Genomic DNA, 14302 nt, shown 5'->3' with positions numbered 1-14302 from the left:
AGGGGTGTAACTCCAAGGGGGTAGGAGTGCACCATGAGTGACAAGACGCAGGTCAAGGCCGATACTGGCAGGTCGGACGAAGAGTTCGTCCAGGAACTGAAGACCAAGGCCGAGGCCGAGGGCATCGAGCTGGTCGGCGAGAACGGGCTACTGGCCCGCCTGACCAAGACCGCCCTGGAGAACGTCCTGGCCGCCGAGATGGACACCCACCTGGGCTACGCCAAGCACGAACGCTCCACCGAGCCCGGCGGCAACACCCGCAACGGCACCCGGTCCAAGACCCTGACCACCGAGGCCGGACCCGTCGAGCTCGACGTGCCCCGCGACCGCGACGGCTCCTTCGAGCCCCAGATCGTCCGCAAGCGCCAGAGGCGGTTGAACGGGGTCAACGGCATCGTCCTCTCACTCTCAGCCCGCGGCCTGACCCACGGCGAGATCTGCGCCCACCTGGCCGAGGTCTACGACGCCAACGTGTCCAAGCAGACCATCTCCAACATCACCGAGGCGGCCATGGAGCGCATGGCCGAGTGGCAGAACCGGCCCCTGGACCAGGTCTACCCGGTGCTGTTCGTGGACGCCATCAACGTCAAGATCCGCGATGGCCAGGTCGCCAACCGGCCCATCTACGTCGTGCTCGGCGTCACGGCCGAGGGTGAGCGCGACATCCTCGGTCTGTGGGCCGGCGATGGGAACGAGGGCGCCAAGTACTGGGCGCACGTGTTCACCGAACTCAAGAACCGTGGTGTGGCCGACGTGCTCATGCTCGTGGCCGACGGGATCAAGGGCATGAGCGAGGCGGTGGAGTCGGTGTGGCCGCGCACGGTGGTGCAGACCTGCATCGTGCACCTGCTGCGCAACAGCTTCCGCTACGCCTCCCGGGCCGACTGGGAGAAGGTCGCCAAGGCGCTCAAGCCCGTCTACACCGCCGCCACCGAGGAGGCCGCTCTGGAGCGGTTCTCCGAGTTCTGCTCCGAGTGGGGGGACAAGTACCCGGCGATCGTGCGGTTGTGGGAGAACGCCTGGGCGGAGATGGTGCCGTTCCTGGCCTTCGATGTGGAGATCCGCAAGATCATCTGCACCACGAACGCGATCGAGTCGATCAACGCCCGGATCCGCCGCGCGGTCAAGGCTCGGGGGCACTTCCCCAACGAGCAGGCCGCGCTCAAGTGCGTCTACATGGCGTTGATGGCTCTGGATCCGAAGGGGACCGGGCGGGCCAAGTGGAGCGCGCGCTGGAAGAAGGCGCTGAACGCGTTCGATCTGACCTTTGATGGCCGGTTGACCGCGACACGCCGCTGACCAAGAACAACAGTTACACCCTTAACTTGACACACCCCCGGGGTGGTGCCCCAGTGTCCGAGCAGGCGCGGCTTGATGTGCTCGGGTTGGAGGGGCTGGCGTAGCAAGGGGTTGTCCAGCAGGTAGATCTGCCCCACCGACAGGTAGTTGGCCGCCCTCCAGTAGGCGTCCAGCAGTTCCAGTTCGGTCTGGTCCAACCGGTCCGGGGCCATGAGCCCACTCTCCTTAGGCCGAGAACGTTCCCGTATGCGCCGCGGGGCCGACCGACCGCACCGGGCCTGGGCCAGGTGGCGGACCAGGCCGGGGGAGGGCACACCCGGTCCAGGCCACCGTAACCGCCCGCCCCCGGGCCTTTCACGGCCATTGGTCCCGTGTCTTGGTGCCACTGCGCCCGCGTTGCTGTTACGCACAGTGATTGCCGTGGGGTGTTCGTGGCCCTTCGTGCTGGCTCGGGTAGGGGAGTGGTCCCAGCGGACGGTTTCCAGGGGAGCGGTGTGATGCGTACAGGCATTCGACGCGCATCCCGACGGCCGTCTCCGCGAACTGGTGTTCGACTCAAGGGCGGGTGCGCCGGGGTCGCGGGGCGAGGGTCCACGCCGCGCGGACGACACCGGTGCGGCCAGACCCGCATGAGAAAACAGTCATGTGTTGCCAAACAACCACAAAAAGATGCATAACACCGTTTATGCATGAAACATGGAGACACCAGCGCCCGGAAGGGGCCCGGCCCCCACCCGCCAGCCCCGGTGGAAACCCCAGCCCAAAGCACCCGAGCCCGCCAAAGACACCCTGGGGGGCGCCCCGCGGGCTTCCCACAGCCCAGCTTCCCGCGCCCCGGGGGAGCATCGACCGCCCGCCAAGGACCGAGGAGCCCCGGGGCCCGAGGAGCGCCAGAGCACCAACGACCCGAGAAACGCCACCCACAGGCACTGAACCCGACCCCGCCGTTCGCGACTCCGGCGGGACAGGCTCGGCCCCGGGGACCCCAGGTATCGCCGGCGGACACGCACATCACCCGCGCAGCGACGCCGACCCGACGCCGCCCGCCAACACCCGACCCGCCAGACCAAGCCCCTCCGACACCGCGGCCGCGCCTGCGAGAGGCACACCGGCGAGCCCCTTGGCCTGCCAGCCCCCGGCGAGCCACACGCCCCGGGGGCGCCTCACACACCAACCACGACCCGCCCAAAGCGCGAGAACCCCTTCCCCACAGGCCCTCCCGAAACGCCGATAATGCACATTATGTCAAGTAGATCATTCGGAGGCCTCCCCTCAACCACCAACACACCCCCACGCCCCACCCGCGATCAGTCGAACACCACCCGCACCCGCACCACTCCTAGACTGGGAGCACAGCCCTCGAACCCGAAACAGCACCCGCACGGCCCCACCACACACCAGTCCCACCCCCGGGCCCGCAGAACAACGACAGGTGACGACAGGTCATGGACCAGAGCCCGCACACCGGCCAGCACCGCTTCCTCGCGACGCTGTCGCTGCGCCGCACCCTGAACGCCCTCCACTCCCTGACCGACGGCGCGCACTCCCCCAACTCCCCCGACTCCCCGCCTCACCAGCGCAACCGAGGGCTGCCCCTGCCCCTGATCGTGCTGGGAGCGGCCATCGCCGTGGTCGCGGCGAGCACCACGGTGTGGGCCCTGAGCCCGTGGCTGGAGCTGTGGCCCCTGCTCGCCCTGGCGCTGACCATGGCCGGGGCGGCCATGGTCAGCGGAATCATCGCCATGACCCCGTTCATGGTGTCCATGACCTGGTCAGCCCAGGGCTCCCCCACCGGACGGGCCTGGGTTCCACCAACAGCTCTGACGTTCGCGGCCTGTGCCCTGCCACTGCTCTCCCCGTCGCCACCGTGGTGGAACGCCCTGGGTTTCTGGGTCCTGCTGCTGAGCGCGGCCCTGGCCAGCGCCTACCTGGCGCTGCCCGCGCTGGGCCGTGACATCGAACTGGACCAGGCCCGAAGCAACTGGGAGGCCCACCAGGGCTGACCCCCAGCCCCACCACGAGCACCCGCCCGCCACACGCCACCCCGGCACGTTCCGGTCCCCGGCGGCACCCCGACCCCGACGACACCGAATTGACCTCCGGGTAAGTTACCAGTGAGTCAATTCGGTGGCTAGACTCCCCCCGTGGCCACCACCAAGAACCACCGCACCGGAACCAAGGGCGTCCCCCGCGCCCAACGCGAACAACTCATCCTGGACGCCGCCGCCCACGAGTTCGCCCACCACGGCTACGCCACCGCCTCCGTCGCCGCCATCGCCCAACGCTCAGACATCTCCAAACCCCTGGTCTACGCCTACTTCAACTCCAAAGAAGGCCTCTCCCAAGCCTGCCTGCACCGCGCCGGAAAACCCCTGGTCCAAGCCGTCACCGACGCCCAACTCCCCGCACCCGCCCACATCCGCGCCGCCGCCACCCTCCAGGCCATCTTCACCACCCTGCAACCACGCCCCCACGACTGGTCCGTGCTCTACGACCCCACCCTGCCGCCCGGTACCCCCACCACCACCGCACAGCACTACCGCCAACGCCTCAACGCCCTGGGCGCCACCGGCATCAGCCAAATCCTCAACCACCACGGCGACCACGACCCCCACGACCACGACCTCCTCACCCAGGTGTGGTTCTCCACCGTCACCACCGCCGTCACCTGGTGGCTGGCCCACCCCGAACACAGCGCCCAGGACATGACCCACCGCTGCCAACGCCTCCTGAACACCCTGCTCACCCACCCCACCTAAAACACCGAACAGGACCCAACCAGCCCACCCCGCTCACCCCGGGGCACCGAACCTGGCCACGTAGTGCCACACCCGCTTCAACGACTGCGAACCCCACTCCCCCGAGCGCGCCGCATCACCCAAGACCTTCGGCGTCAACCACCCACCCACCGCCAACCGCTCCCCCAGCTCCACGAACTCCCGCCCCCGATAGGTGGGATGACGCCGCAACTCCCCCACCGACAACCGAAAACCCCCGTGCCAGGACAGCGCACACCCCAACCCCCGAGCGGCCTCCTCCACCGCAGTACCGCGAAAACTCGGATCCAGCACCAACTCGTCCACGTCCACGCCCCAGCGGACGGGCCCGTGCACCTGAGCCTCCACGTACTCATCCAGGACGTCCCGGCCCGCACCACCCTTGACCGCCCCGCGGGCCAGTTCCACCAGCCCCATGCGCTCACCCACCCCAAAATCACAGGGCTCGAAAGTGCTGTCGGGGTAACAGAACGTGCTGCGCCGGGCCACCTGCGGCCCCAACCGGAAGAAACACGACCCGAACCGGGGCGCCGCACCCACCTGGCTGCCCGCCCAGTCCAAAGCCCCGTACACCGGCCGAGAACACACCGGAGCCCGGTCATAGGCCCCACCGAACATGCGGCTCTCCCACCGCCACCGGTCCCCGCCCTGGAACGCGGTCAACCCGCCGTTGCTGATCCCGGTCACGAACTGGGACCGGTACACACCCTCCAGGGCCATGCGCTCGACCACGGTGTGCCCACCCACCCGCCGGTCGGGGTGGAAGTTCAGCGTCACCGACCACCCGGACTCGAACCCGCCGCCCCAAGAACGCCTGCGCACCCACTCCAGCGCCCGTTGGGCCGCCAGCTGCCCCCGGGCCCCGTCACAGCTGCCACCGCACCCGCACCCGTGTGCGCTCAACTCGTGCATGGCCCCGATCCTGCACCACCACCCGGACCCGAACCCACCCGTTTTCCACCCCGCCCCGTGCCCGAAGCCCGGCCCCAACCACTCCCCCAGCCCTGCGGGGGGCGCACCAGCCAGACCTCGACCACACCCCACCACCCATCAACCCCGCCAACCTCACCCGATCCACCCCCACCACCCACCCCACACCCGTACCCTGCCCCCATGCTCATCCGCGCCCTGTGCCGAGGCTGTCTGGGCAGCGGCACACAGATCCAGATCCTGCCCTACACGCCCCGACACCTCCCACCAGCCCAGACCCTCATCCCGCGCCCCTGCCCCCACTGCGCGGGCAACGGCCACCACCACCTGGCCGCCACCCACCGCCCCACCCCTGACACAGACGGGATTTAACCCACACACCGGATACCGACATGTATACGTAACGGTCGGGCACGCCACGCGAAACACCCCGCCCCCAGCCTCCTAGGTGCACCCCCGAACAGCACCCGACCCAAGGAGGTGGGCATGGCCCGCTCCCGCCCGAGCGCCCTACCCCAAACCCTGGCCGCCGCCCTGGCCCTCACCCTGGCCGCCACCGCCTGCACAGGCAGCCAAACCGCCGGGGCCGACGACGACACCGTCACCGTGGGCATGCTCCACTCCCTGTCCGGCACCATGGCCATCAGCGAAGTGACCGTCCGCGACTCCGTCCAGCTGGCCATCGACGAGATCAACACCAACGGCGGCGTCCTGGGCCGCCAGATCCAACCCGTCCTCGAAGACGGCGCCTCCGACGAGGCCACCTTCGCCGAACGCGCCCAAAAACTCCTCCAGTCCGACAACGCCGTCGCGGTCTTCGGCGGCTGGACCTCCGCCTCCCGCAAAGCCATGCTGCCCGTCTTCGAACGCAACAACGGCCTGCTGTTCTACCCCGTCCAGTACGAAGGCCTCGAAGCCAGCGACAACATCGTCTACACCGGCGCCACCACCAACCAGCAGATCATCCCCGCCCTGGACTACCTGCGCGAAGAAGGCCACACCAGCATCTACCTCGTCGGCTCCGACTACGTCTTCCCCCGCACCGCCAACCAGATCATCACCGCCTACGCCGACCACCACGACATGCAGATCACCGCCGAGGAATACACCCCCCTGGGCCACACCGAGTACTCCACCATCACCAACGACATCGCCCGCACCCAGCCCGACGCGGTCTTCAACACCCTCAACGGCGACTCCAACGTCAGCTTCTTCCAACAGCTGCGCTCAGCCGGAGTCGAGCCCGACGACGTCCCCGTACTCAGCGTCAGCGTCGCCGAAGAAGAAGTCGAGGGCATCGGCGCCGCCAACATCGCCGGTCACCTCACGGCCTGGAACTACTACCAGACCACCGAAACCGACACCAACACCGGTTTCGTACAGGCCTTCACCGACACCTACGGCGCCGACCGCGTCACCTCCGACCCCATGCAGTCGGCCTACAACGGCGTCTACCTGTGGAAGGAAGCCGTGGAAGCCGCAGACAGCTTCGAGGTCGACCACGTGCGCGCCGCACTGGAGGGCATCAGCATCGACGCCCCCGAGGGCCCCATCACGGTGGACGGCCAAACCCAGCACGTGGTCAAGACCGCCCGCATCGGCCAAGTCAACGACCAGGGGCTGATCGACGAGATCTGGGCCTCCCCCGACCCCATCGTCCCCGACCCCTACCTCGAGGGCTACGACTGGGCCGCCGACCTTACCGGCTGAAAGCGCGCACACCCACCCCAGCAACACCCCGACAGCACGGGTGCGGCCGATCCCACCCGCACACGACCCACCAACCCCAGGCACCCCACCCCACACACGCCTGCCCGCAGCCACCCCGCACAGGAGCCGGCCGCACCCGCCACCGCGCAGCCCCCACCCACACAGAAAGGAGCAGCGATGGACGCCATCATCAGCCAACTCCCCACCGGCCTGGCCATCGGCGCCGTCCTCCTCCTAGCCGCCCTGGGCCTGAACTTCACCTTCGGCCAAATGGGCGTCATCAACATGGCCCACGGCGAACTCATCATGATCGGCGCCTACACCGCCTACGTCCTGCACGCCTGGGTCGGCCTCAACCCCGCCTACTCACTCCTGATCGCCCTCCCCGTCGCCTTCACCGTCACCGGAACCCTGGGCTGGCTCCTCGAACTCGGCCTCATCCGCCACTTCTACGGACGCCCCCTGGACACCCTGCTCCTCACCTTCGGCATCGGCATGATCCTCCAACAAGCCGCCCGCGACACCTTCGGCGCACCCAACGTCGACGTCCCTGCACCCGCCTGGCTCACCAGCGGCATCACCCTGGCCGACGGCATCCGCATCCACTACTCACGCCTGTTCATCCTCACCCTGGCCCTCGTGTGCGTGGCAGCCATCGCCTACTACCTCAACCGCTCCCGCCAAGGCCGACAGATGCGCGCGGTCATCCACAACCGCGACCTGGCCGCCATCAGCGGCATCAACACCCGCAAAGTCGACGCCACCACCTTCTTCATCGGCTCCGGCCTAGCCGGCATCGCCGGAGTCGCCCTCACCCTCATCGGCCCCACCGGACCCACCCTGGGCACCAACTACATCGTCGACGCCTTCCTGGTGGTGGTCGTGGGCGGCCTGGGCCAACTACGCGGCACCATCCTGGCCGCCTTCGCCCTGGGAATCCTCAACGCCACCGTCGAAGCCTGGGCCGACGCCTCCCTGGCCAAACTCATCGTCTTCGCCACCATCGTCGCCTTCCTCCAGGCCCGCCCCCAGGGACTGTTCACCGTCAAGACCAGGGCCCTCACATGACCCCCACCACCGCCACCGAAACCGCACCCACCCTGCTCACCCGCCTGCGCGGCCCCGCCACCTTCGCAGCCCTACTGGCCGCCGCCCTGCTCGTGGCACCCCTGGTACTGGAACCCTTCCGCCTCAACCTGCTCGCCCAATACCTGTGCTACGCCATCGTCGCCCTAGGCATCGCCCTGGCCTGGGGCCGCGGCGGCATGCTCACCCTGGGCCACGGCGTCTACTTCGGACTGGGCGCCTACGCCATGGCCATGCACCTGACCCTGGCCCGCGCCGAACAAGACCCCCTCAACCCCAGCGGCCTCCCCCCATTCATGGTCTGGTCCGGGCTCACCGAACTCCCCTGGTTCTGGCAACCCTTCACCAGCCCCACCGTGGCCGTGCTGGCCGCCATCCTCATACCCGCAACCCTCGCCGCGCTCCTGGGCTGGTCCGTCTTCCGCCAACGCGTACGCGGCGCCTACTTCGCCATCCTCAACCAGGCCCTGGCCGCCGCCTTCGTCATCCTCCTCATCGGCCAACAACACCTCACCGGCGGCTCCAACGGCCTCACCGACTTCCCCGTCTTCGCCGGACACAGCCTCTACACCCCCACCGCCCAAACCACCCTGTACGCCATCACCGTCCTCACCCTGGCCGGCGTCTACCTGCTCTTCCGCCACATCACCCGCAGCCGCTACGGACAACTCCTCATCGCCATCCGCGACGGCGAAGACCGCGTCCGCTACCTGGGATACGACCCCACCTGGGCCAAAACCCTCGCCTACGCCCTCTCCGCCATGGCCGCAGGCCTAGGCGGAGCACTCTTCGTCCCCATCATGGGCATCATCTCCCCCTCCCTCATCGGCGTCATCCCCTCGATCATGATGGTCCTGGCCGTAGCCATCGGCGGCCGCTACTCCCTGGCCGGAGCCGCCCTGGGCGCCATCCTCGTCAACGCCGCCCAAACCACCTTCTCCGAAAACTTCGCCAGCGGCTGGACCTACCTCCAAGGCGCCCTGTTCATCATCGTCATCGCCCTGGCACCCCAAGGCCTGGCCGGACTCACCCAACAGATCAGCGACGCCCTGCACACCCGCCGCCAACGCACCCGCGACCGCTCACCCCAGCAGACCACCACCGGGAGCACCCCATGAGCCTGCTGCACATCCACGGCCTCACCGTCACCTTCGGCGACTTCACCGCCCTGGACCACATCGACCTCACCCTGACCGAAGGCGAACTACGCTTCCTCATCGGCCCCAACGGCGCAGGCAAGACCACCCTCATCGACGCCATCACCGGGCGCACCCGACCCACCTCAGGCACCATCACCTTCAACAACCAGACCCTCAACGGCAAAGCCGAACACCGCATCGTCCGCGCCGGCATCGGCCGCACCTTCCAAACCAGCGTCGTCTTCGACGAACTCACCGTCGCCGACAACGTCGACCTGGCCGCCTCCCACCGCCTCCACCCCTGGCAGCTCCTACGCCGACGCCGCACCCTGCCCCCAGCCCTCACCCACATCCTGGACCGGGTCGGACTCACAGCCCACACCCACACCAAGGCCGCCACCCTCTCCCACGGCCAACGCCAATGGCTGGAAATCGCCATGCTCCTGGCCCAACAACCCCGCCTGCTCCTCCTAGACGAACCCGTCGCCGGAATGAACACCCAAGAACGCACCCGCACCGGCGACCTGCTCACCGAGATCGCCACCGACCACACCATCATCGTCATCGAACACGACATGGACTTCCTACGCCGCTACGCCAGACAGGTCACCGTCCTCCACGAAGGACGCATCCTCACCCACGGCGACGTCCACACCGTCCAGAACGACCCCCGCGTCCAAGAGGTCTACCTGGGCCACACCCCCCAGAAAGCCACCCCATGACCACCACCCCCACCACACCCCACCTGAGCGTCCACAACCTCCACGCCGGCTACGGCCGCGCCCGCGTCCTATTCGACATCAACCTCACCATCCACACCGGCACCATCGCCTGCATCATGGGCCGCAACGGCGTCGGCAAAACCACCCTGCTCAACACCATCACCGGACTCATCACCCCCACCCAAGGCACCATCACCCACACCACCACCGACATCACCCACCTACCACCCCACCAACGCACCCGCCGCGGCATCGCCTACGCCCCCCAAGGCCACGACACCTTCGCACCCCTGACCGTCGCAGAAAACCTCCACGTCGCCCACCAAGCCACCCAACGCGGCGGCCCCCACCTCATCGAAACCGCCCTCGAACGCTTCCCCCGCCTCAAACCACTCCTGAACCGCAAAGCCGGACTCCTCTCCGGCGGCCAAGCCCAACAACTGGCCATCGCCCGCGCCCTGGTCACCAACCCCACCCTGCTCATCCTGGACGAGCCCACCGAAGGCATCCAACCCAACATCGTCGCCGAGATCGAAACCGCCATCACCGCCACCGCCGCCCAAGGCATCACCATCCTGCTCGTCGAGCAGTACCTGGACGTGGCCCTTCGCCTGGCCGACACCATCACCGTCATCGACGCCGGACGCATCGTCCACACCGGCCCACGCACCGAACTCACCCACGCCAGCGCCCACGCCCTCATGGCCATCTGAGCCCAGCGGCCCGGAAAGGCCACGGCAACCGCACCGGCACCGACACAAAAAAAGGGGGCCGCCCACCCGGGCAGACCCCCTTCGCCACACCCCCTTCGCCACACCCAAGGTCAGGGCAAACGCAACCACCCCGTGCACACCTTCAACCCCTGCCCCGACTCCAACCGTTCCACAGCCGCACGCTCCAACCGGGTACGCCGAGGAGCCCGCTCCACCTCCACCCGCGGCATCCCGAACACGAACCGGAACACGTCCCCCTCACCCGGCGACCCCTCACCCACCAAGGTGAACCTGCGCTGGAACCGCACGATGTTGGACTCCTCCCCCAACGCCTGCCCCCACCAGGGATCCAACAACCACGAGGTACACGTGGCCACCACCGCGTCCACCCCCAGCTGCTCACGCGCGAAAGGCCGGGCCCGCTCCAACGCATCCTGCACCGACTCCGGCCCCAACCCCCCGGACGGAATGTGCAGCCGCAGCACCGGATCCCCCACCGCGAACCCCGCACCCAACGCCCGCGCCTCCTCGGGCGGGTACCAACCCACCGGACCCTGATCCCCGAGCAGCGCGGGCTCCAGCTGCAAACCCCCCACCCAGAACAACCGGTCCCGAAACTGCGCCGCCACCCACGCCGACGTCTCCACGCTCAAGTGCCCGAACAACCGCCGCGACCGCAACACCTGCACACCCACATCGGCCAAAGTCGCCACCGTCACCGAACGGTCGATCCCCCGCCGGGCGTGCCGCCGCAACTGCTCGGGCACCATCGCCGCGAACGCCCACAACGACGCCGCCCGCACCCGCGCATCCTCGGCCTGCACCAACTCCGGCCAGGGCCGCCACACCCCCGCGGGCAGATCCACATCCGCCCACAACCGCCGGTACATACACCCCACCAGGTGCCACAACTCCTGCGGCCACTCACCCCCAGGACCGTCCGCGCCCGGCCACAGCGCCTCCAACTCCGCGCGATCATCCTCGGCCAGCACGAACATGTCGAGCACCTCGGCCGCCGCCGACCCCGTGGGCACCTCCAACGCGACCCCCGGCTCAGGCAACCCCTCACAGGCCGCCAACCACTCCCCCACACCCGCATCCAGCCCGAACCGCTCCACCACACGCGCACTATCCATGCGCACATCCTGGCGCCCCCACCCGCCCCAAGGGAAGAACCACACCACACACAAACACCACAAAGCCAACAAAAACCACACTCAGGCGGTCCAAACCCACCCACCGCCCAGTGAGACCAGATCCACAGGTGGGCATAGTGTTAAAAGCAACCCGCCACCCACCGAAAAAGAGGAACACCACCGATGTCCGACCCAGCGCAGAACCTGCGCGACTGGATCGCCACCTACAACTCCCCCACCACGTCGGTGGCCCACCTCCTCTGCGACCGCCACGACCCCAACACCACCGCCACCACCGAAATCGGCCCCACCCTCGAACCCACCACCCTCACCTACGGCCAACTCAAAGAACGCTCCCAAACCCTCGCCACCGGCCTCGCCCACCAAGGCATCCAACCCGGCGACCGCATCGCCACCCTCATCCCCAAAGGCATCGACCTCACCATCACCGCCCTGGCCACCTGGCGCCTAGGCGCAGTCCTGGTCCCCCTCCTCACCTCCCTCGCCCCCTCCGCCATCACCCAACGCCTCACCGACTCCGGCGCCCGCATCGTCATCACCGCCGACGAATACCGCACCAAACTCGACCCCACACCCCACACCCCCACCCCACCCACCTGGAAAATCGCCACCACCGGAACCCAACCCCTACGCGAAGACGACCACACCCTCGCCACCCTCAGCCAACACCCCCCACACACCACCCCCCACACCACCACCGGAAACGGCGACATCGCCACCGTCTACGTCTCCAACCTCATCGGCCCACCCCGCGGCGTCCGCGTCCCCGCCCGCGCCCTAGCCGCCATGCACGCCTACCACCACTACGGCCTCGGCGTCCAAGACGACGACGTCTACTGGAACACCGCCGACCCCGGCTCCGCCTACGGCCTCTACCACGGCCTCATCTCCCCCCTCCTCGCCGGCCACAACTCCCTCGCCCTGCGCGCCGGATTCTTCGACCCCGAACTCACCCTCGACGTCCTCGGCCTCTACCAAGTCACCAACTTCGCCACCGACCCCACCACCTACCGCACCCTGCGCGCAGCCACCAAGACCCTGCCCCCCGAAATCATCGTCCAACGCCTCGCCAGCGCCGGAGAACCCCTCTCCCCCGACGTCATCGACTGGGCCACCGACCTCTTCGGCATCCCCATCCGCGACCACTACGGCCAAACCGAACTCGGCTGGTGCGCAGGCCTGCCCAACGGCGACCTCCAAGACGCGCCCACCACCACACCCCCCGGCGCCATCGGCCCAGCCCTCCCCGGCTGGAACATCCAAGTCCTCGAAGCCATCACCGACGAACCCGCACCCCTGGGCGCCTACGGCCGCATCGCCATCGACCGCGCCCAAAGCCCCCTCGACTGGTTCGACGGCTACCTCGGCTACGAAAACACCATCGACATCCGCTTCACCCCCGAACGCACCTACCACCTCACCGGCGACACCGGAATCATGGACCGCCAAGGCAACCTCCACTTCTCCACCCGCGACAACGGCGCCATCATCACCCGCAGCTACCGCATCGGCCCCACCGAAGTCGAAGCCACCCTCGCCACCCACCCCGCCGTCGACGAATGCGGCGTCTACGCCATCCCCGACGAACTCGCCGGACACCTCGTCGGCGCCCGAATCGTCCTCAACCCAGGCCACACCGGCACCCCCGAACTCGCCGAAGAACTCCGCGACTGGGTCAGCACCCACTTCGCACCCCACGCCGCACCCCACACCGTCGACTTCATCGACGAACTCCCCCGCACCGCCTCCGGAAAAATGCGCCGAGCCCGACTACGATGACCCCCTCGCCTGGCCCGACTACGACCCACAACGCCAACCGGACCCCACCACCGGAACCGACCAAGGCCTGACCCACGCCCTCACCCGACTCATCGTCGAACACGCCCCACCGCACCCGCCCTCGCCCACGGGTGCACCACGACCGTGCACCAACGCGACCCAACCCGCGCCCAACGGCTCCTGGCCGCCCACCCCATGCCTGCGCCTGCTCGCACCGACCGCTCCGCAGCTCCGCATCGGCCCCGGATCCAGAACCGGCGGCAGGGGTGTCCGACACGAGGATCCCTCACACCCAGGCAGGGCACGGTCGAAAGCGCCGTTGTCCGAGCGCCCCGCCGTGCCCCTCGACATCCCGCGAACGAACCGGGCCCCGCCTGGCCGCGAGCCGGACCAGTAGCCCCCGGCCACCTCACTCCAGGGTCTGCGCCGTCGCCGCGACCAGCTCGTCCACCCGGGCCGCCAACGCCATGTCCTTGTCGGTCACCGCGCCCTCCGAATGCGTACTCAACGCCAACCGCACCGTGTTGTACCGGATGTCGATATCGGGGTGGTGGTCCGCCTGCTCAGCCGCCTGCGCGACCTCGTTCACCAACGCCACGGCCGCCAGAAAGTCCGGCAACCGCACCGTACGGTGAATCAACACCGCCTCCGGATCCCACTCCCATCCGTCGAGCCGCCCCAACCCCTCACGGACCTGCTCCCCGCTCAAACCGGCCATGGCTACCCCTCCGCTCACACGAATGCTCCTCCCCCGCCCCTACCCACTCGCCCGCGGCACAAAGGTGCCGCCGGCCAGCACGGACCGAGGAACCGCTGGTCACCACCAGTCCCTCAGCTGCAGGTTGTTGTTGAAGAACTCCACCAGCAACAGCTCGGCGCCCTCCCCAGTCGTACCGGTCAAGCTGGCCCGAGGTAAGCAGCGCGCACCTGGCGACCGCCAGCGGGGGCTCCTGTAGCACCCGAAGAGTCCACCTCCGCGTCCGCGAGCAC

The 14302-nt window shown here is 68.4% G+C and carries 13 protein-coding genes and 1 pseudogene; 10 read left to right on the top strand and 4 right to left on the bottom strand.

What is annotated here, in order from left to right; translation table 11 throughout:
* Positions 1 to 33: 33 nt before the first annotated feature.
* The gene (locus HNR07_RS06620; RefSeq protein WP_184363271.1) at positions 34 to 1299 is read left to right on the top strand and encodes an IS256 family transposase; all 1266 of its coding nucleotides are present in this window, start codon (positions 34 to 36) and stop codon (positions 1297 to 1299) included.
* 32 nt (positions 1300 to 1331) lie between these two features.
* On the opposite strand, the pseudogene HNR07_RS06615 reads toward HNR07_RS06620, so the two are convergent.
* Positions 1332 to 1511 (bottom strand): annotated as a pseudogene (locus HNR07_RS06615) (phosphoketolase family protein); the annotation flags it as partial.
* Positions 1512 to 2744: 1233 nt separating this feature from the next.
* Between HNR07_RS06615 and HNR07_RS06610 the strand changes: the two are divergent.
* Positions 2745 to 3302, top strand: a complete 558-nt coding sequence (locus tag HNR07_RS06610; protein ID WP_184363268.1) for a hypothetical protein — start codon at positions 2745 to 2747, stop codon at positions 3300 to 3302.
* 141 nt (positions 3303 to 3443) lie between these two features.
* Entirely contained in the window at positions 3444 to 4058 is a 615-nt protein-coding gene (locus HNR07_RS35480) for a TetR/AcrR family transcriptional regulator (protein WP_184363265.1), read from the top strand.
* 33 nt (positions 4059 to 4091) lie between these two features.
* On the opposite strand, the gene HNR07_RS06600 is transcribed toward HNR07_RS35480, so the two are convergent.
* The gene (locus HNR07_RS06600; protein ID WP_184363262.1) at positions 4092 to 4988 is read right to left on the bottom strand and encodes a DUF3626 domain-containing protein; all 897 of its coding nucleotides are present in this window, start codon (positions 4986 to 4988) and stop codon (positions 4092 to 4094) included.
* Between the two features lie 201 nt (positions 4989 to 5189).
* Between HNR07_RS06600 and HNR07_RS06595 the strand changes: the two genes are divergently transcribed.
* The 6 genes from HNR07_RS06595 to HNR07_RS06570 all read left to right on the top strand — a co-directional run bounded on the left by HNR07_RS06595 (position 5190) and on the right by HNR07_RS06570 (position 10376).
* Positions 5190 to 5378 (top strand): hypothetical protein, encoded by a 189-nt coding sequence (locus HNR07_RS06595; RefSeq protein WP_184363259.1) that lies wholly within the window; start codon positions 5190 to 5192, stop codon positions 5376 to 5378.
* 114 nt (positions 5379 to 5492) lie between these two features.
* A complete protein-coding gene (gene urtA / locus HNR07_RS06590) occupies positions 5493 to 6716 on the top strand; it encodes an urea ABC transporter substrate-binding protein (protein ID WP_184363256.1) in 1224 nt (407 codons plus the stop codon).
* A gap of 177 nt (positions 6717 to 6893) precedes the next feature.
* On the top strand, positions 6894 to 7784 hold the full coding sequence (urtB, locus tag HNR07_RS06585) for an urea ABC transporter permease subunit UrtB (RefSeq protein ID WP_184363253.1): 891 nt from the start codon (positions 6894 to 6896) through the stop codon (positions 7782 to 7784).
* On the top strand, positions 7781 to 8920 hold the full coding sequence (gene urtC, locus HNR07_RS06580) for an urea ABC transporter permease subunit UrtC (RefSeq protein ID WP_184363250.1): 1140 nt from the start codon (positions 7781 to 7783) through the stop codon (positions 8918 to 8920). Before urtB ends, urtC begins: the two co-directional genes overlap by 4 nt.
* Complete coding sequence (urtD, locus tag HNR07_RS06575; protein ID WP_184363247.1) at positions 8917 to 9663, top strand: urea ABC transporter ATP-binding protein UrtD; 747 nt, start codon at positions 8917 to 8919, stop codon at positions 9661 to 9663. Before urtC ends, urtD begins: the two co-directional genes overlap by 4 nt.
* Positions 9660 to 10376 (top strand): ATP-binding cassette domain-containing protein, encoded by a 717-nt coding sequence (locus HNR07_RS06570; RefSeq protein ID WP_184363244.1) that lies wholly within the window; start codon positions 9660 to 9662, stop codon positions 10374 to 10376. The genes urtD and HNR07_RS06570 overlap by 4 nt, the downstream gene beginning before the upstream one ends.
* A gap of 110 nt (positions 10377 to 10486) precedes the next feature.
* On the opposite strand, the gene HNR07_RS06565 is transcribed toward HNR07_RS06570, so the two are convergent.
* Positions 10487 to 11512: an acyltransferase domain-containing protein gene (locus tag HNR07_RS06565; protein WP_184363241.1), complete on the bottom strand. Its 1026-nt coding sequence runs from the start codon at positions 11510 to 11512 to the stop codon at positions 10487 to 10489.
* Positions 11513 to 11695: 183 nt separating this feature from the next.
* On the opposite strand from HNR07_RS06565, the gene HNR07_RS06560 reads away from it, so the two are divergent.
* Entirely contained in the window at positions 11696 to 13312 is a 1617-nt protein-coding gene (locus HNR07_RS06560) for an AMP-binding protein (protein WP_184363238.1), read from the top strand.
* Between the two features lie 409 nt (positions 13313 to 13721).
* Here HNR07_RS06560 and HNR07_RS06555 read toward each other — a convergent pair whose 3' ends face one another.
* Positions 13722 to 14030, bottom strand: a complete 309-nt coding sequence (locus tag HNR07_RS06555; protein WP_184371615.1) for a 4a-hydroxytetrahydrobiopterin dehydratase — start codon at positions 14028 to 14030, stop codon at positions 13722 to 13724.
* Positions 14031 to 14302 lie beyond the last annotated feature (272 nt).

This window comes from Nocardiopsis metallicus (genome assembly GCF_014201115.1).
Lineage (GTDB): Bacteria > Actinomycetota > Actinomycetes > Streptosporangiales > Streptosporangiaceae > Nocardiopsis > Nocardiopsis metallicus.
This window is presented reverse-complemented; position numbering and strand designations above follow the sequence as displayed.